The organism is Streptomyces sp. NPDC097981 (assembly GCF_040302565.1).
In the GTDB taxonomy this organism is placed as follows: domain Bacteria; phylum Actinomycetota; class Actinomycetes; order Streptomycetales; family Streptomycetaceae; genus Streptomyces.
Map to the genome: position 1 here is coordinate 19,974 of NZ_JBEORW010000007.1, position 17,422 is coordinate 37,395.

Below are 17,422 nucleotides of genomic sequence, written 5' to 3' on the forward strand. Positions count from 1 at the left end.
GGAACGGCTCGGGGTCCGGACTGTGTTCACGGCGAACGGGGCCGATCACACGCTCGCAGTCCGGGCGACGGACCCGGCAAGACCGTCTTGACCGCCCGATCCCGAGGAACCAGGGGACCCACGACGACCGCGTACATCCTCGCCCCCGGCGCCCGGCACGGGCCTGCCTCCTGACGCTGACCGGTCTCGGCAGCCGCAAGCACCTGCTGACCGCCTCGGTGAAACCTGGACACCCGCATCGAGGACGTGCTGAACCTGTCGACCGGAGGTCCTGCTCCTGAGTCACGGCTGACCAGCCCCGCCGGCCGGCGCCAGGGCGTTTCCTTCGGATCACCTCGCAGACCGGATGAAGACGGCGTCGAGGTGGAGTCCGGCCAGGAGAGCGTTGATCCCTGTTCGGCGACAGTACCTGCGGATGCCGTTGCAGAGCGGGTGCATAAGATCGCCGGCATGGCGCTGCGACCTGTTCAGGTGAACATAAAGGCTCTTGATGGCTCGGCGGTTGGCCAGTTCTGGGCGGAGGCGCTCGGCTGGAGTGCATACAGCCCCGGCGTGACCACCTACGTTGGACCCGTCGGCGGCCTCGTTTGGCCGGACCCGGTCGCCGTCTGCATCGACGTCGTTCCCGTCCCGGAACCCAAGACGACAACAAAGAACCGTGTGCACCTCGATCTCGCCACCACCTCTGCGGCCCATCAGGCGGAGTTGGTCGCGCGCCTCCAGGCTCTCGGTGCGACGCCCGCCCACGTGGGCCAGGGCAACGTGCCGTGGACGGTCCTCGCCGACCCCGAGGGCAACGAGTTCTGCGTGCTGGAGCCTCGGGAGATCTACCGGGACACCGGGCCGATCGCCCGGGTGGTGGTCGACTGTGCGGATCCGCAGGCCATGGCCCGGTTCTGGGACGAGGCGATGGACTGGACCCTGCACGAGGTGACCGACGATCGTGCAGTGTTGCGCTCCGCCAAGGGTGTCGGCCCGTATCTCGACTTCCTCCGCACGCCCGGCGTGAAGACCGTTCCGGACCGCGTCCACCTTGACCTGCTGCCGTACCCCGGTGACGACAAGGCAGCGGAGGTGGCCCGGCTGCGGGCCCTCGGCGCCGCCGGCCTCGAACTCGGCCAGGGCGACGTGCCGTGGACGTGCCTGGCCGACCCGGAGGGCCACGAGTTCTGCGTTCTCGCCCCGTCCTGACGCGGAGCCTTGACGACACACGGACACGTGGGCCTTGTGTGCTCCTTCGCGGCCTAGCCGCGCGGCGCGAGCCGGTTCGGCTGTGCTGCTCGGGAGGCCCAGGTGTGCAGGTCGTCGGCCTGGGCTTCGACCGGATCGGCGGCGGAGCCTGCCCAGGCTATGTATCCGTCCGGGCGGACCAGGTACAGGCCGCGTCCGTAGGCCTCGTACGGACCTGTCTGCGCGGTGCGCAGGCCCGGGAGGTCCGGCAGGCGCTCGGGCAGCGGGGTGTCGACCGCGAGCAGGGTGAAGTGGGGGCCGCGGTAGAGGTCGAAGAGCCGCAGCCCGTCGCGCATTCCGTCGGGCGCCCGGTCTCCCGCCTTCAGGGCGTCCTCGGCAAGACCGGTACGGGTCTCGCAGGTGAGCGAGGAGTTGCGCTGGTCGAGGCCGAGTTGGCGGGTGTCGGCGCCGCGCCGCTCCTCGCCGCGGTGGATGCGGGTGGACAGCCCCAGCATCGCCGCGGCGTTGGGCAGGCGCTCCTCCTCGTACGTGTCCAGCAGTTCCTCGGGGGCTCCGTCACGCAGGACGGCGGCGAGCTTCCAGCCCAGGTTGTAGGCGTCCTGGACGCTGGTGTTGAGTCCCTGGCCGCCCGCCGGCGAATGGATGTGCGCGGCATCGCCCGCGAGGAAGACCCTGCCGTCACGGAACCGGTCGGCGAGAGCGGCGTTCACGGTGAAGTCCGATGCCCAAAGGACCTCGGTGATTTCCCCGGCGGGTATGTGGGTGAACTCGGCGACCAGCGCCCGCACATCCTGGGCCGTGATCTCGCTGCCGGCCGCCGACTGGGCGACGAACTGGAACTCCTGCGTATGCGGCAGGGGGCACAGGACCGCGAAGCCCGCCCCGTCCTCGGCAGGCGGGAAGATGTGCCAGTTGTCGCGGTCGAGTGTCGGGATGACCACGTCGGCCACGAGCATCGGTGCGGGGTCGACGCGCTCACCGGTCATCTTGATGCCGGCGAGCCGGCGGACCGTGGACCGGCCGCCGTCGGCAGCGACGGCGTACCCCGCCCGGAAGGTCACCGGGCTCCCGCCTTCCACCGGTATGAGGGTGGCCGTGACGGCCTCGGCGTCCTGGGTCAGGCCGGTCAGCTCGACGCCGAACATGACGTCACCGCCCAGTTCGCGGAGCCGGTCGAGCAGGATCCGCTGGGTGCGCCACTGGGGCAGGAGCCAGGGCCCGGTATAGGGCGCGCCCTCGGTCGCCTCGACCTCCTCGAACATGCGGTGCTCCCCCACGCGGGCGCCGCCCTGCCACATCATGCCGACCGGCGCCGGACCACCCCCTCGCAGGACTTCGTCGAGAACGCCGAGATCGTCGAAGACCTCCAGGGTCCGCGGCTGGACGCCCTTGCCCCGGGAACCGGGGAAGAGCTCCGGCGCCCTCTCGACGACCAGCGCGCGCACTCCGCGCCGGGCGAGGTCGCAGGCCAGAACGAGGCCGGTGGGACCCGCGCCCACGATCAGGACATCGCTCCGGACGCCTTCGGCGTCACCCTCGTTCTGCTGCCGATCCTGGTGCTGCGTCATCGGTCTCCCCGTTCCATCGCGGCCATCCACCACTCCTTAACGCCGTTAAGGAGCTCCGTGACGCAAGAATGCCCTTAACGTTGTTAAGCTGTCAACCCTCGAACGAGGGAACCGCCCGGGAGGCAGAGCAGCCGATGAACACCAAGCCGCAGCAGACACCGCCACGCGTCCCGCCCCTGAGCCGCCTGACCGTCGCCGAGACCGCGCTGCGGCTGCTCAACGAGAGCGGGCTCGACAAACTCACCCTCCGCGCCATCGCGCAGGAGCTCGACGTGAAGGCGCCGGCGCTGTACTGGCACTTCAAGAACAAGCAAGAGCTGATCGACGAGATGGCCACGGAGATGCTCCGGCGCATGGCCACGGGCCCGGAGGAATCCGGGGCGGACACCCCTTCGACGCCTTGGCGCGAGCGGCTGCTGGCCGCCAATCGCGATCTGCGCCGCGCCCTGCTCGCCTATCGCGACGGCGCCCGCGTGTTCACCGGCTCGCGCTTCACCGGGACCGAGCACGCGGAACGCTCCGAGGCCTACCTGCGGGCACTGCTGGCGCAGGGGTTCGAACTGCCGCAGGCCGTACGGGCCATGGCGACCGCCTTCTCGTACACGCTCGGGTTCGTCATCGAGGAGCAGGGCGTGCTCCCCGTCCCGGGCGAGCGCAGGGAGGGTTACGACGTGGCGGAGCGCGGCGAGCGCCTGGCCGACTACCCGCTCGCCGCGGCCGCGGGTGCGCATCTCTTCCAGGAGTACGACGCGCACTTCGAAGAGGGCTTGCAGATCGTCGTCGACGGCATCGCCGCGCGCTACGGCATCCGCTGACCACGTCAGCGGATGCCGGGGTACCCGCGCCGAGGCGCTCGCCAGGGGGAGGAGGAAGACCCCCGCAAGCGCCGTCCGCTACGGGACGTTGGTCACGGTCTCGCAGCGGACGGCGGTGTCGGTTCCGTCCTTCCCGTCACAGCTGTCCGCCGCGTCGTCGCCCCCGTCCATCATGTCGTTGCCGCTTCCCGACGCGGCGGCCGCGACGACCGCGGCGGACGCGGCGGACGGCGCCTGTGCACTCTGAGCAGGCTTCGCCGACGGGGTCGGGCGGCTCTGGGAGGCCGGCCGCGCGGGCTTCGCGGCCTCGCCCTCGCTCTTCCCGTGCGCGGGGTGGCCCGAGTTGCTGTCCCCGATGATGGTGTCGACGCCGGGCCCGCCCAGAATGACGTCCTCGCCCTGGCCGGTGGCGCTGACCTCGGCGGAGGAGTCTCCGGTGATGCTGTCGTCCCCGGGTCCGCCGTCGATCATGTCCCTGCCGCCGCCCGTCGCGTTGATGCCGCCGCGGCTGTCGCCGATCATGTAGTCGTTCCCCGCCTCGCCGAACAGGATGTCGTTGCCGCCGCCGGACGCACTGGAGCCGAAGGCCATGCTGTCCCCGCCCATGCGGTCGTCGCCCGGCCCGCCGAAGAGGATGTCGTCGCCCTCGCCCTCGACCGGCGTGCCGGTGGAGATCAGGTCGCCGCGCAGGAGATCCGCGCCTTCGCCACCGTCCACCTGGTCGTTGCCCAGGCCGCCGGCGATCGTGTCGTCGCCCGCCAGGCCGCAGATCAGGTCGTCCCCGCCGCGGCCGTCGATGGTGTCCGCGTCCGCCGACCCGATGATGACGTCGTTGCCCTCCGTCCCGGTGATCGTGCCCGCCCCCGTGATGGTCGCAGGCTTCCCGAAACAGGTGGCATCGGCCGCGTGGGCGGCCGTCACGGGAGCCCCGAACGAGAGCAGTGCGGCTGCGGTCAGCATCGTGAGTGACTTACGGCAAGGCATACAGGCCTCCGGTCGGAGTGTGCACAGCTGTTCCGGCTGTCCAAGGAACCAGGCTCGAATTCGTGGGGAACATATGGTGCGAATGCCTTGAAAGCAATGAAATTCATAGCGTTTTGTATGTCTTACGCTCGGTTGGCCCCTCCCCGACCCGGGCCGCACACCCGGACGGGCCCGTCCTGGCCGACGGGGAAGCGGGTTCCCGGAAGGTCGCCTACCGTCGAGGTATGAGCGGGATCATCGTGGTGCACGAGCTCGACATGCCGGCGCCCGCCCGCACCGGCAAGGGGCCGGTCCATGGCGCGCAGGCGGCCGTGCGCCGGGTGCACGCCGCGCCCGCCGCCCCGGGTACGACCACCGAGCCGGGCCCGCGAACGCTGTGCGGCAAGGACACCTTCGCGATGGAAGCAGCCCCGCGGCCCCCCTCCGGGCAGCCGGGCTCCCCGTGGTACGCGCCGGCCGAGGCGGAGCTGGTGTGTTCCTCGTGCGATGCCGCGATGGACGACACCTGATCCGCCAGCCCTGTGCGACGTGCTCGGCCGGCCCGGCGCGCCGGTGGTGCTGCTCTCCGGGGGGCGCGACCTGTGCCCCACCGTCGCTGCCGCGGCCCATCCAGCCGTACGCCTGCCACCACCCCTGGCTGGACGATCCGTACGCCTTCACCTCGGCCGTCGCGGACTTCCCGGTGTCCGGCGACGGTCCGGCCGGCACCGCGGGTGCGCGCACCGCATGCGCACGCGGTGTGCTCGCGTGAAGCTTGACACCAGGCAACACGCACCACCGCGCCTACGGAAGGGTCTGTCCTCATGCCGCTCACGCATCGCAAGGATCTCGGACTGCTCGCCCTGCGCCTGGGGACGGGCGGTGTGCTGCTCGCGCACGGGGCGCAGAAGCTCTTCGGCTGGTTCGGCGGTGCCGGCATCGAGGGCACGGCCCAGGCCATGGAGCACATGGGATTCACCCCGGGACGGGAGAGCGCGGTCGCGGCCGGGCTCGGCGAAGCCGGCGGCGGTGCGCTGCTCGCGCTGGGGCTCGCGACCCCGGCGGCCGGCGCGGCCGCTGCGGGCGCCATGGCCGGCGCCGCCTCGGTGCACGCGCCCGCCGGGTTCTTCGCCCAGGGCGGCGGCTTCGAGTACCCGGCCTTCCTCGGCTTCGTGGCGGCCTGCCTCGGCATCTCCGGTCCCGGTCGTTTCTCGCTCGACCACGCGACGCGGCACCGGCTGGACCGGCCGGCCACGGTGGTGATGGCCTTCGCGCTCAGCGCGGCCGCGGCCACCGTCGTGCTGAACCGCCGGGCCGCCACGCTCGCCGCCGCCGAGGCGGCCGGCCAGGGCTCGGACGCCGACAGCCGGACGGCGTAGCCGCCGTCGCCGGATCGCCGGGGACTACCAGCCGAAGCGGCGGTCGACCTCCCGGGCGAACTCCTCGAACGTCAGGACGTTGTCGCCGTTCTTGTCGGCGGCGTCGAAGAGCGCGGACGAGGCGTCGATGTCGCCCAGGCCCCAGAACGGCAGGTCGCCGTTGGCGGCGAGGGTCGGGCCCTTCGTCCGCAGGGCGGTGATCACTTCCAAGCGGGTCAGGGTGCCGTCATGGTTGAGATCGAGCGCCTCGAACAGCTTGCGGGCCTTCGCACTCATCACGTACGTCCTTCCGGAAGGATTCGGCAGGGGCTGCCTGCCGCCAGCCTACGGCGCCGCCCACACCGGCCGACGGGGGCGGGTCCCGAGGACGCGAGGGGGCGAGAGGGCGGCGGACGCCCGGTATGGCCACGGGCCACGGCGCCGGCGGACCGGGCTGCGGCACCCGTCCGCAGGATTCGGGCCTCCCGGTGCGCGCGGCCGGGACACACCCCGCACAACGAAGCGCACAGCCGGCACATGCCGACCCAGCAGCGGAGGAATCAGGCGGATGAGCGAGACACCACCCCGGCACGCCACAGCGGAGCAGGCCGTCACCGTCCTGATGGCGATGGTTCCGTGCGGGGCCGATACCGCGCGGCGGATCCTGGCGGACGCGGCGCGGGCCGCCGACGCCGGCCCGCTGGAGACGGCCGAAGCCGTGCTCGCGCCGACGGGGGGCCGCGCGCCCCGGGCCCCCCTCGGGAAGGCACTAAAAAACGCGATGGATGAGGCCCGGTCCGTCACCGAGACCGTGACGCAGCCGTACACCCGGCTGCTCCCCGATCCGCAAGCCATCCGCGAGCTGCTGAAACGGCACCGCGGCCTGCGCCACCGGGCCCTCGCCGCGCCCCACGACCTCGCCGTCCGCAACGAGCTCGACGACGCCACGTACACGCTGTGCATCCTGATGGGTCAGCGGAACGCCTACACCGCACTGCGCTCGGCCGAACTGCTCGTCGGCGCCGAGTGGCTCGGCACCGGCGTCCGCGGCAGAGCGGACCGGTATCCGCAACAGGCCACCACGAGGTGCGACATTCCGTAGTCCGGCGGCTGCCTTTCGCGATCGCCGATGGGAGTGATCACGAGTGGGCGGCGGCGTGCCGCACCATCGGAACGGCGTGCGGCTGCGGCCCGCCGGCCCCCATGCCCGCCTCCGGCGCCGCCGATCTGCTGAACCAAGGCGTCCGCAGGCGTCACCGCGGGGCGGAGCGGGCACGCAGCACGGGTGAGACCTCTGGAGCTGCGTCCTGCGGCCGTCCGGCGCAGCACGTCCCGTCGGGCGCTGCTCGCCGGTTCGGTCGGCAACCTCGTCGAGTGGTACGAGTTCGGCGTCTACGGCTGCCTGGCCACGGTCATCGCCGCGAACTTCTTCACGCCGGACGCGAGCGGGGCCGGCGGCAGCGGCGGAGCCGAGGCTCTGGTGGCGACGTACGCCTCGTTCGCACTCGCCTTCTTCTTCCGGCCCGTCGGCGCCGTACTGTTCGGGCGGCTCGGCGACCGCGTCGGACGGCGGCCCACCCTCATCGCGGTCGTCTGCCTCATGACCCTCGCCACCGCGACGATCGGCCTCCTGCCGACCCGCGCCGCCATCGGCTCCGCCGCCCCCTGGCTGCTCACGCTCCTGCGGATCCTGCAAGGGCTCTCCGCGGGCGGCGAGTTCGGCGGGGCCGTCGCCCTGATGACGGAGTACGCGCCCGTGGGCCGCCGCGGCCTCCACGGCGCCTGGCAGTCCTTCACCGTCGCGCTCGGCCTGCTCACCGGGGCCGGTACGGCCGCCACCCTGGCGAGCACGCTGCCCGCCGAGGCCCTCCACGCGTGGGGGTGGCGGATCCCGTTCCTGCTGGCCCTGCCGCTGGGCGCGGTGGCGCTGTGGCTGCGTACGGCGCTGGAGGAGCCGCCCGGGGCTGCCCCGCCGCGCAGTACGGCAGCCGGCCCTCCGGTCGAGGCGGTCCAGACGGTCGGCGCCCGGGAGCTCTCGCGCGCCGTCGTACTCGGCATCGGGCGGATCATGGGCTGGTCGGCGGCCGGGTACACGTTCCTCGTCGTCCTGCCGTCCTATCTCCAGACGGCCCTGGGCGCCTCCCTCCGCGAGGCGCTGCTCGCCACCGCACTCGCCAACGCCGGGTTCGCGGCGTCGATCCTGCCCGCCGGGGCGCTCAGCGACCGGATCGGCCGGCGCCCGGTGATGATGTGCGGGGCCCTCGGCGTCGTGGTGCTCGCCCTCCCCCTCCTGCACCTGCTCCAGTCCCCCGGCGCGTCGCCGTGGGCCAGAGCCGGAGCCGTGCTGCTCGCGGGGGCGCTGGTCGGCCTGCTGGCCGGACCGGGACCGGCCATGCTCGCCGAGATGTTCCCGCGAAAGGTCCGCTGCACCGGTCTCGGACTGGCCTACGCCCTCGCCAACGCGGTGTTCTCCGGCTGCGCCGGACTCGTCATCACCGCTCTGATCGCCAGAACGGGAGACACCGCCGTGCCCGCGTACTACGCCGCCGGCGCCTGCGCCCTCAGCTGCCCCGCGCTGCTGACCCTGCGCGGCCGCGACCACCGGGAGCCGCTGCGGTGAGGGTGATCGGGATGATGTCGGGCACGTCGTTCGACGCCGTCGACGCCGCTGCCGCAGACCTGGAACCGTGCACCGAGGACGGCACGCTGCACCTGGTGCCGCTGGGCATGGTCAGCGAGCCGTACGCGGCCGGCGTACGGCAGGCCCTCGCCGCGGCCCTGCCGCCCGCGGCCACCACCCTGGCCGAGGTGTGCCGCCTCGACACCAGGATCGGGCAGGCCTTCGCGGCGCTCGCCGTCCGCGCCGACCGGGAACTGTGCGCAGGACGGGCCGAGTTGGTGGCCTCGCACGGGCAGACGGTGTACCACTGGGCCGAGGACGGCCGGGTCCACGGCACCCTGCAGCTCGGCGAGCCGGCCTGGATCGCGGAGCGCAGCGGCTGCCCGGTCGTCTCCGGCTTCCGGCCGCGGGACGTGGCGGCGGGCGGCCAGGGCGCACCACTGGTGAGCCTGATCGACCTGATGCTCCTGCGCGGGCGCTCCGGCGTGCCCGCGGCCCTGAACATCGGGGGGATCGCCAACGTCACCGTGCTCCCGGCGGGCGGCGATCCCGTGGCGTTCGACACCGGCCCGGGGAATGCGCTGATCGACGCCGCGGTCGCCGAACTGACCGGCGGGCGGCTCGCGTACGACGCGGACGGCGCGCTCGCCGCCGCCGGACGCGTGCACGAGGGCCTGCTGGAGCGGCTGCTCTCGGGGGAGCCGTACTACCGGATGCCGGCTCCCCGGACGACGGGCAAGGAGTTGTTCCACGCGGGCTATCTCCGGGAGCGGCTGGCGGAGTTCCGTGAACTCGGCCCTCAGGACCTCGTCGCCACCCTGACGCGGCTGACCGCCCGTACGGTGGCCGACGCGCTGCGCCCGCTCGGGGCCACCGAGGTGTTCGTATCGGGTGGAGGGGTCCGCAACCCGGCACTGATGGCGATGCTCCGGGACGAGCTGGCGGGCCGCACCGCGGTACGGGCGTCCCGGGAGCTGGGGCTGCCCGCGGAGGCGAAGGAGGCCTACGCGTTCGCGGTGCTCGGCTACCTCACCCTGCACGGCCTGCCGGGCAATGCGCCGGGGTGCACCGGCGCCGTCGGGCCGCGCGTGCTGGGGTCGCTCACTCCGGGCAGCCGTCCGCTGCGCCTCCCCGCGCGTCCGGGCCGCGCTCCGCAAGCCCTGGTCGTACGGGGTCCGGCGGCCACGGTGGCCGACGCCCGGCCCGGCCCCTCCTGAGGCATCGGCAGAATCCGCAGCCCCGGGAGTCTTTGACCGCCGTGCGCGGGCGCGTGCCGTGTGCCGCCCCGCCGGCGGCCGTCCCGCTGCGGGCTCAGCGTGCGGCAGGGGCTTCCAGCAGCTCGGGGCCGTTGTTGCGGACGCTGTTGACCGCCGTCGAGACCGCCCGTACGTCCAGACGGCCGTCGGCCGGAGTGTGGAGGAGCGCCCGGAGGCCGTGGACGTCCTGGTGGGCGGGGTCCAGCCAGGCGTCGCGGTCCGCGGGAGCCACGGCCAGCGGCATGCGGGGGTGGATCCGGCCGGCCTCGTCGGCGGCCTCGGTGGTGATGATCGTGGCGGTGGCGAGCCAGGCGGCCGGGTCGTCGTCGTCGGCCACGGCCGGGTCGCGCCAGAACTCGTACAGCCCGGCCATGGCCATCACCCCGGCGTCTTCCGGGGCGATGAAGTAGGGCTGCTTGTAGGCCTTCGCCGTGGCCGTGGCGGCCACGGGCTGCCACTCGTAGAAGCCGTCCGCGGGCAGCAGGCAGCGGCGCCGGGTGAACGCACGGCGGTAGGCCGGTTTCTCGTGCACCGTCTCCACCCGCGCGTTGATCATCCGGGCGCCGCCGTCCGGGTCCTTCGCCCAGGACGGGACCAGGCCCCAGCGCAGGGTGCGCAGCCGCCGCTCCACCTCCCCGGTCCCTCGGTCGGGGCGTTCGAGGACGGCCCAGACCTGGTCGGTGGGTGCCACGTTCCAGCTCGGTGCCAGCGTCTCCCGGGGATCCCAGCGGGCCTCGAACAGGCCGGCCAGGTCCTCGGGGGCGCGGCTGGAGGCATATCGACCGCACATGGCATCCACTCTCCCACCGCACAGGCTCTCCCGGCCCCACCCGCGCCCGCCCCGCCGGGCCGGCGCCGCGGGCGCGGGATCTTCAAGGAGGGGTACGTGCCCGCAGCCACCGGGGCGGCCGCCCGGGCCGCTCACCGCGGACGGCCGCCGTCTCCAGCGTAGGCCGTAATGCCGCCGACCGGCCCGGTGACCGGTGTGTCGCCGGGCGGGTCCGGCCGGCGCCGGAGCGTGTCAGCCATGCGTCGGCCACGCACCTGCCCGCCGCTCGTACGGGCGCCCCCCGGTCGCCCGCCCCGGCTGGCCTACGGCACGGCGGCGGGTGAGCATCGAACGGCCTGGGCCCGCGTAGTCCGCAGACGTGCGGGCCGGAGAACCCGAGAGCCCCCTGGAAGGACGTCCGATGAAGAGCAGCTCGTTCGCCAAGATCGATGCCATGGTCGGCGAGGGCAAGGTCGTCATGTCGGCGGACGACAGCGCGATCGTGGCGGCCGTGCAGGATGCCCTGAAGGCCGGCAGATCGGTGACCTTCTACCTGTCCCGGAAGCAGGCCGACGCGTTCAAGTCGTGGTATTGGAGCCCCCAACGGATCAAGGACCGGGGCATGGAGCCCGTATCGCGCGAGGAGCGGAAGAGGATCACCTCGAAGCTGGGGATCAAGGACATCGGGCCCGCGTACTCCAACCGCATCGACTGTGAGTGCGGGGCCCAGTACGGCGCCTTCGAGTTCATCGAGCAGGGCATCGGCGAGCACGGCCGGGAGACCGTCGACGCCGTCCTGGCGCTGGAGAACACGTACGTCCTGCGGGTGAACCCCGCGACGCGCACCGTCTGCTCCGTCTGCCGCACGGTCGTCCTGGTCAGCCACGAGTACGACATGACCGGCAGGTACGGGTGCAGCCGCTCCGAGCCGCCGGTCCTCATGTGAGCCCGCCGCAGGATGGCCGTTCCTCGGTCTCGCCTGCATGCTCGACGGGGTGGCGGCCCGGGTGCGCTGAGCGCCGTACCGGGCCGGGTCATTCCCTGCGGGGAATTGTCGGGCGGGTGCGATGCGACGGACGATCCTCCTGCCCGGTACAGCAGTCGGTCCCCGTACGCCGGTCCGCGTCCACGGCGGACCGGCAGGCCCAGGAGGAGAGAACCATGTCCGCATCCGCTTCCGCATCGGCTCCGCTGACCACCGCCGAGGTCATCGAGCGGTTCAACGCGGTCTTCCAGCACCACGACCCGTCCGGTCTCGCCGCCCTCGTCGCCGAGGACTGCGTGATGGAGGGCGTCTCCCCCGCGCCCGACGGCAGTCGGATGGAGGGCGCGGAGGACTGCGTCCGGTTCTGGGCCGAGATCGCCACCGACCCCGCCTACACCTTCGTGATCGAGGACGTACTCGACGCGGGTGAGGTGTCCGTGATCCGCTGGAGGTTCGTCTTCGGCCCCGGGGACAAGGACAACGTCCGCTGCGTGAACGTGATGCGGGTCGTCAACGGCCTGATCACCGAGGCCTGCGGATACGCCAAGACCGTCTGACCCGGCTCGGACGCGGTCCGCCAGCGGCGCTCCGCAGGCCCGCTACGGTCTCATGGCCTGACCGCCGATGTCGGCGGCGCCGCCGAGCTGCCCCTGCCACCACGACTGCGCCTCACGGTGGTCCATCGTGGCCCAGGCAGGGGTCTGCTCCACCTGGCCCCGGCCGAGGCGGCGTGCCAGGGCGACCATCTCGCGCCCCGCCGCGCCCCGGGCGGCCTGGTACGCCTGCAGCAGCTCGGCCCAGGTGCCGGCCCGGCGCCAGGCGTCCTCGAACGCGGTGGCGTCCTGGAGCGCCTTGGCCGCCCCGCTGGTGTTGTGCGGGCGCACCACGGTCGCGGCGTCGCCGGCGAGCAGCAGGCGCCCGGCCGTCGTACGCGCGGTCTCCAGGTCGTAGATGGGCTGGACGAAGGTGTCCTCCGGCTCCGTCAGCGCGATCAGCCGCGCCCAGTACGGCGGGAACTCCCGGTCGAGCAACGCGGCCAGGTGCGCGGTGAGTTCGTCGGTCACCCGCCCCGGCGGGAAGCTCGTCGGGTCGTCGAACGGCAGCCGTCCGGTCTGCGGGGGCATGGCGTACAGGACCCAGTTCACCCGGGGGCCGTCCGGCCCGGGGATCCGGTAGACGACGCAACTCCCGCCGGTGAAGCAGACGGTGGTCACCGACTCGGCGGGCCAGCCGCCGTCGCCGAGCGCCTCCAGACGGCGGGCGTCGAAGTTCCCGCGCCAGCAGACGTACCCGGCGTAGGCCGGGCGGGATTCGGGGCAGACCGCCTCCCGCACCACCGAGCGGTACCCGTCGGCGCCGACGACCAGGTCGAACCGCTCGGCGTCCCCTTCGGCGAGCCGTACCTCGGCCCGCTCGCCGGCTTCGGCCACGCCCGACACCGCCACGCCCTGCCGGTAGACCACCGAGGCGGGTATCGCCTCCCGCAGCCCGCGCCACAGCAGTCCCCAGTGGTACGAGTGGAAGGGGAACGGCTGCTCCCAGAACACCCTCCCGGCCGGCCCGGCCGCCGCATCGTCGCGGACCACCCACCTGCGCCGGGTCAGCCGGTGCGCGGCGATGCCTGCGGGCAGCGCGCCGGTGGCGGCGAGTTCGGCCGCCCGCCCGTCGTGGATGCACAGTCCGAGTCCCCGGTCCGCAAGCCGTCCGCGGGTGCGTTCCAGCACCACGACCCGGTCCGCGCCCGCGCGGGCCGCCGCCGACGCCAGCGCGCAGCCCGCAATGCTCCCGCCCACCACTGCGACCGTGCCGCCTCGCATACCCGCTCCCTCCGCGTGATCTCCCGGGCTCCGCCACCCTACTGAGACTTTCCGGCGGGGGTGAGGGGTTCGGGCGATGGCGGGCACCCGGCCGGTGTGCGGGCGGGGCCCTCACCCGCGCGGGTGGAACCTGCCCCCCAGTGGACGCAGCGCGGCCCGGGCCTGCCGGGCCCGGTGGCGGGGTGGCCGGAGGGTGTGGGCTGTCACCGGGAGACTGAGGGGTCTTTCATGTCCACCACGTGCACGTCCACGTCCACCACGGCCGCGCCGTCCACCGCGTCCACGGTCGGGACCGTATTCCACTCCGCCGTCCGGTCCGGTGTGCGGGCTGGGGTGGCGGTCGCCGCGAGTCTCGCGCTCGTGGTGGTGCTCCCCGGCGTCGCGCGAGCCGCACCAGGGGACCTGGACCCGTCCTTCGGCACCGGCGGAAAGGTCGTCACCGACCTGTCCGCCTTCGACGACAGCCAGGGCATGGCCGTGCAGTCCGACGGCAAGGTGGTCACGGCCGGCACCTCGTACGCCTTCGAGGGGCCGGGTGATTTCGCCGTGGTCCGGTACAACGCGGACGGCAGTCCTGACACGGGCTTCGGCACGGACGGAGTGGCCGTCACCGACGTCGGCGGCGGCAACGACGAGGCCGGCGGGGTGGCGGTGCAGCCCGACGGAAAGATCCTCGTCGCCGGTCGCAGCGACCTGCCGGACGGCACCCGGGGCCGGTTCGTGCTGGTGCGCTACAACGCCGACGGCAGCCTGGACACCGGTTTCGGCAGTGGCGGCACGGCCGTCACCGACTTCGACCCGGCGGGCAGCTCCGGCGCGGACGAGGTCCTGGTCCAGGCGGACGGCCGGATCGTGGCCGCGGGCTTCACCCGCGCCGGTTTCGCGCTGGCCCGGTTCGACCCCGACGGCAGCCCCGACCCCTCCTTCGGCACCGCCGGCCGGGTGACCACCGCCTTCGCGGCGGGCGGCGGACGGGTCCACGACCTGGCGTTGCAGGACGACGGCCGGATCGTCGCCGCAGGGGACGCCGGGTACACCAGCCCCCAGTACGCCTCGGACTTCGCCCTGGCCCGCTACAACACGGACGGCAGCCTGGACACGGGCTTCGGTACCGGCGGACAGGTGACGGCCTCCTTCACTCCCGGTGAGGACGCGGCGCAGGGGGTGGCCGTCCAGCCCGACGGCCGGATCGTGGCCACCGGATACGCCAACCTCGACTTCGCGCTGGTCCGTTACACCGCGAACGGCACCCCGGACCCGGCCTTCGGTACGGGCGGAAGGGTGACCACCAGTTCCGGACGGGCGTACGACGTCGCGCTCCAGCCCGACGGCAAGATCCTCGCCGGAGGCGGCAGCAACGGCGACCTGGCGGTGTTCCGCTACCAGCCCGACGGCAGCCTGGACCCCGGCTTCGGTGCCGGCGGCCGCGTCACGACCGACTTCGGCTTCGACGGCTGGGACGAGGGGCGCTCCGTGGCGGTGCAGGCCGACGGGAGGATCCTCGCCTCGGGCGTCGGCGGCGGTGACGCCCGCGTGCTGGCGCGCTACCTGGTCGCCGCCGCCCCGCCGCCGCCCCCCAGCGCCGACCTGCGGGTCACCAAGACCGGTCCGGCCGGCGTCGCCATCGGCGACCAGGCGACGTACACGGTGACGGTGACCAACACGAGCACGACCACCGCGGCCACCGCCGTCACCCTGGCCGACACGCTCACCGGGCCGGGATCGATCCTCTCCGCCGCTGCTGGCCAGGGGACGTGCACGACCTCGGCGACGACCGCGAGCTGCCCCCTGGGCAGCCTCGCCCCCGGCGCCTCCGCCACGGTGACCGTGGTGGCCGAACCGCAGGCCACCGGGACCCTCTCCGACACCGCCACGGCGGACGCCGCCGAGGCCGATCCCGTACCGGGCAACGACAGCGCCACGGCGACCACCACCGTCAACAACGCCCACGGTTGCACGGTCATCGGCACGAGCGGCGCGGACCGGCTCACCGGCGGGGCCGGCAACGACGTGATCTGCGGCCTCGGCGGGAACGACACCATCGTCGCGGGCTACGGCAACGACACCGTCTACGCGGGCTCGGGCAACGACACCGTCGACGGCGGCTACGGCAACGACACGCTGTACGCCGGCCCGGGCAACGACTCACTGACCGGCAACACCGGCGACGACCGTCTGAACACGGTCGACGGCGTCGCCGGAAACGACATGGCGAACGGCGGGCCCGGCAACGACGCGTGCACGACCGACCCCGGAGACACCCGCATCGGCTGTCCCTGACGTACCGCCGCCTGGTACGACCCGGCCCGGATGTACCTCACCGGCCCGTACCAGGGGCTCCCCGTCATGCGGCCGGGATTCAGCCGGCGAGCGCCGCCGACACGACGGACCGGGCCTCCTCCTGTACGCGGCCCAGGTGGTCGGGGCCCAGGAAGGACTCGGCGTAGATCTTGTACACGTCCTCCGTGCCCGAGGGCCGGGCCGCGAACCACGCGTGCTCGGTGGTGACCTTGATGCCTCCGATGGCGGCCCCGTTCCCCGGGGCCTCCGTCAGCACCGCCGTGACCGGCTCGCCCGCCAGGGTGTCGGCGCTGACCTGTTCGGGGGACAGCCGGCTCAGCACCGCCTTCTCCTCCCGGTCGGCCGGGGCGTCGATCCGGGCGTACGCCGGCTCGCCGAAACGGGCCGTGAGGTTCGCGTACCGCTCGCTCGGGGTCTGCCCCGTCACCGCCAGCATCTCCGAGGCCAGCAGGGCCAGGATGATGCCGTCCTTGTCGGTGGTCCACACCGAGCCGTCGCGGCGCAGGAAGGAGGCTCCGGCGGATTCCTCGCCGCCGAAGCCGATGGTGCCCGCGGAGAGCCCGTCCACGAACCACTTGAAACCTACGGGCACCTCGACCAGTTCGCGCCCCAGGTCGGCGGCCACCCGGTCGATCATCCCCGAGGACACCAGCGTCTTGCCGACGCCCGCGACCGCCGGCCACTGCTCGCGGTGGCCGTACAGGTACTCGATCGCGGTGGCGAGGTAGTGGTTCGGGTTCATCAGAGAGCCGTCGGGGGTCACGATGCCGTGCCGGTCGGCGTCCGCGTCGTTGCCGGTGGAGATCTGGAACCGGTCCCGGCCCTCGATCAGCGAGGCCATCGCGTACGGGCTGGAGCAGTCCATCCGGATCTTGCCGTCCCAGTCCAGCGTCATGAACCGCCAGGTGGGGTCGGTGTGCGGGTTGACCACGGTCAGGTCCAGGCGGTGCTCCTCCGCGATCCGCCCCCAGTACGCCACGGAGGCCCCGCCGAGCGGGTCGGCCCCGATGCGCACGCCCGCGGCGCGTACGGCGTCCAGGTCGAGCACGGACGGCAGATCGCGCACGTACGTGCCGAGGAAGTCGTACGTGTGCGTGGTCGGGGCCGCGGTGGCCCGCGCGAACGGGATCCGCCGGACCTCCTTGAGGCCGCCGGCGATGATCTCGTTGGCGCGCTCCTGGATCCAGCCGGTCGCATCGGATCCGGCGGGCCCGCCGTGCGGCGGGTTGTACTTGAAGCCGCCGTCCGCAGGCGGATTGTGCGAGGGGGTGACCACCACTCCGTCGGCCGGGGCCGAGGTGCGACCGCGGTTGTGGGTGAGGATGGCGTGCGAGACCGCCGGCGTGGGGGTGTACCCGTCGGCGGCGTCGACGAGCACGGTCACGTCATTGGCGGCGAAGACCTCCAGGGCTGTCACCCGGGCGGGTTCGGACAGGGCATGGGTGTCCGCGCCGAGGAAGAGGGGGCCGTCGATGCCCTGCCGGGCCCGGTACTCGCAGATGGCCTGGCTGGTCGCGGCGATGTGGTCCTCGTTGAAGGCCGTGGCGAGGGAGGAGCCGCGGTGTCCCGAGGTGCCGAAGGCGACGCGCTGGCCGGGATCCGCCGGATCGGGGTGCAGGGCGTAGTACGCGGTCACGAGGCGGGCCACGTCGATCAGGTCCTCCGGGCGCGCCTGCCGTCCTGCTCTTTCGTTGAGCATCCGCCCACTCCTCCGTACTGGATCAAAAGAAAACAACAGTGGTCATTGTGTCGCCCCCTCAACGTGCCCGCACCGCCGCA

At 73.1% G+C, this 17,422-nt stretch carries 16 protein-coding genes; 10 read left to right on the forward strand and 6 right to left on the reverse strand.

Annotation, left to right across the window (positions count from 1 at the left end):
• Positions 1–450: 450 nt before the first annotated feature.
• Positions 451–1,191 carry a VOC family protein gene (locus ABTY04_RS08990; protein WP_352212673.1) on the forward strand — a complete coding sequence of 247 codons (741 nt, stop codon included), beginning with the start codon at positions 451–453 and terminating at the stop codon, positions 1,189–1,191.
• 53 nt (positions 1,192–1,244) lie between these two features.
• Here the strand turns inward: ABTY04_RS08990 and ABTY04_RS08995 are convergent, their stop codons facing one another.
• Positions 1,245–2,759, reverse strand: a complete 1,515-nt coding sequence (locus ABTY04_RS08995) for an FAD-dependent monooxygenase (RefSeq protein WP_352212674.1) — start codon at positions 2,757–2,759, stop codon at positions 1,245–1,247.
• Positions 2,760–2,893: 134 nt separating this feature from the next.
• Between ABTY04_RS08995 and ABTY04_RS09000 the strand changes: the two genes are divergently transcribed.
• Entirely contained in the window at positions 2,894–3,574 is a 681-nt protein-coding gene (locus tag ABTY04_RS09000) for a TetR/AcrR family transcriptional regulator C-terminal domain-containing protein (RefSeq protein WP_352212675.1), read from the forward strand.
• A gap of 78 nt (positions 3,575–3,652) precedes the next feature.
• On the opposite strand, the gene ABTY04_RS09005 is transcribed toward ABTY04_RS09000, so the two are convergent.
• Positions 3,653–4,534 carry a calcium-binding protein gene (locus tag ABTY04_RS09005; protein WP_352212676.1) on the reverse strand — a complete coding sequence of 294 codons (882 nt, stop codon included), beginning with the start codon at positions 4,532–4,534 and terminating at the stop codon, positions 3,653–3,655.
• 248 nt (positions 4,535–4,782) lie between these two features.
• On the opposite strand from ABTY04_RS09005, the gene ABTY04_RS09010 reads away from it, so the two are divergent.
• Both ABTY04_RS09010 and ABTY04_RS09015 read left to right on the forward strand, forming a co-directional pair.
• Entirely contained in the window at positions 4,783–5,067 is a 285-nt protein-coding gene (locus ABTY04_RS09010; RefSeq protein WP_352212677.1) for a hypothetical protein, read from the forward strand.
• 294 nt (positions 5,068–5,361) lie between these two features.
• Positions 5,362–5,916 carry a DoxX family protein gene (locus ABTY04_RS09015; RefSeq protein ID WP_352212678.1) on the forward strand — a complete coding sequence of 185 codons (555 nt, stop codon included), beginning with the start codon at positions 5,362–5,364 and terminating at the stop codon, positions 5,914–5,916.
• 24 nt (positions 5,917–5,940) lie between these two features.
• Here the strand turns inward: ABTY04_RS09015 and ABTY04_RS09020 are convergent, their stop codons facing one another.
• Entirely contained in the window at positions 5,941–6,192 is a 252-nt protein-coding gene (locus ABTY04_RS09020; protein WP_352212679.1) for an EF-hand domain-containing protein, read from the reverse strand.
• A 271-nt stretch (positions 6,193–6,463) separates the two neighbouring features.
• Between ABTY04_RS09020 and ABTY04_RS09025 the strand changes: the two genes are divergently transcribed.
• The 3 genes from ABTY04_RS09025 to ABTY04_RS09035 all read left to right on the forward strand — a co-directional run bounded on the left by ABTY04_RS09025 (position 6,464) and on the right by ABTY04_RS09035 (position 9,732).
• Entirely contained in the window at positions 6,464–6,997 is a 534-nt protein-coding gene (locus ABTY04_RS09025; protein ID WP_352212680.1) for a DUF5133 domain-containing protein, read from the forward strand.
• A 183-nt stretch (positions 6,998–7,180) separates the two neighbouring features.
• A complete protein-coding gene (locus ABTY04_RS09030; protein WP_352212681.1) occupies positions 7,181–8,515 on the forward strand; it encodes an MFS transporter in 1,335 nt (444 codons plus the stop codon).
• Positions 8,512–9,732, forward strand: coding sequence for an anhydro-N-acetylmuramic acid kinase (locus tag ABTY04_RS09035; RefSeq protein WP_352212682.1), 1,221 nt, complete (start codon positions 8,512–8,514; stop codon positions 9,730–9,732). The genes ABTY04_RS09030 and ABTY04_RS09035 overlap by 4 nt, the downstream gene beginning before the upstream one ends.
• A gap of 94 nt (positions 9,733–9,826) precedes the next feature.
• On the opposite strand, the gene ABTY04_RS09040 is transcribed toward ABTY04_RS09035, so the two are convergent.
• Complete coding sequence (locus ABTY04_RS09040) at positions 9,827–10,561, reverse strand: SOS response-associated peptidase (RefSeq protein ID WP_352212683.1); 735 nt, start codon at positions 10,559–10,561, stop codon at positions 9,827–9,829.
• Positions 10,562–10,961: 400 nt separating this feature from the next.
• Between ABTY04_RS09040 and ABTY04_RS09045 the strand changes: the two genes are divergently transcribed.
• Both ABTY04_RS09045 and ABTY04_RS09050 read left to right on the forward strand, forming a co-directional pair.
• A complete protein-coding gene (locus ABTY04_RS09045; protein WP_352212684.1) occupies positions 10,962–11,486 on the forward strand; it encodes a hypothetical protein in 525 nt (174 codons plus the stop codon).
• 215 nt (positions 11,487–11,701) lie between these two features.
• Positions 11,702–12,082 carry a nuclear transport factor 2 family protein gene (locus tag ABTY04_RS09050; RefSeq protein ID WP_352212685.1) on the forward strand — a complete coding sequence of 127 codons (381 nt, stop codon included), beginning with the start codon at positions 11,702–11,704 and terminating at the stop codon, positions 12,080–12,082.
• A 42-nt stretch (positions 12,083–12,124) separates the two neighbouring features.
• On the opposite strand, the gene ABTY04_RS09055 is transcribed toward ABTY04_RS09050, so the two are convergent.
• Positions 12,125–13,342, reverse strand: a complete 1,218-nt coding sequence (locus ABTY04_RS09055; protein ID WP_352212686.1) for an FAD-dependent monooxygenase — start codon at positions 13,340–13,342, stop codon at positions 12,125–12,127.
• 228 nt (positions 13,343–13,570) lie between these two features.
• Here ABTY04_RS09055 and ABTY04_RS09060 point away from each other — a divergent pair, with 228 nt between their 5' ends.
• Positions 13,571–15,622 (forward strand): calcium-binding protein, encoded by a 2,052-nt coding sequence (locus ABTY04_RS09060; RefSeq protein ID WP_352212687.1) that lies wholly within the window; start codon positions 13,571–13,573, stop codon positions 15,620–15,622.
• Positions 15,623–15,701: 79 nt separating this feature from the next.
• Here ABTY04_RS09060 and pgm read toward each other — a convergent pair whose 3' ends face one another.
• Entirely contained in the window at positions 15,702–17,342 is a 1,641-nt protein-coding gene (pgm, locus tag ABTY04_RS09065; RefSeq protein WP_352212688.1) for a phosphoglucomutase (alpha-D-glucose-1,6-bisphosphate-dependent), read from the reverse strand.
• Between the last annotated feature and the right edge of the window lie 80 nt (positions 17,343–17,422).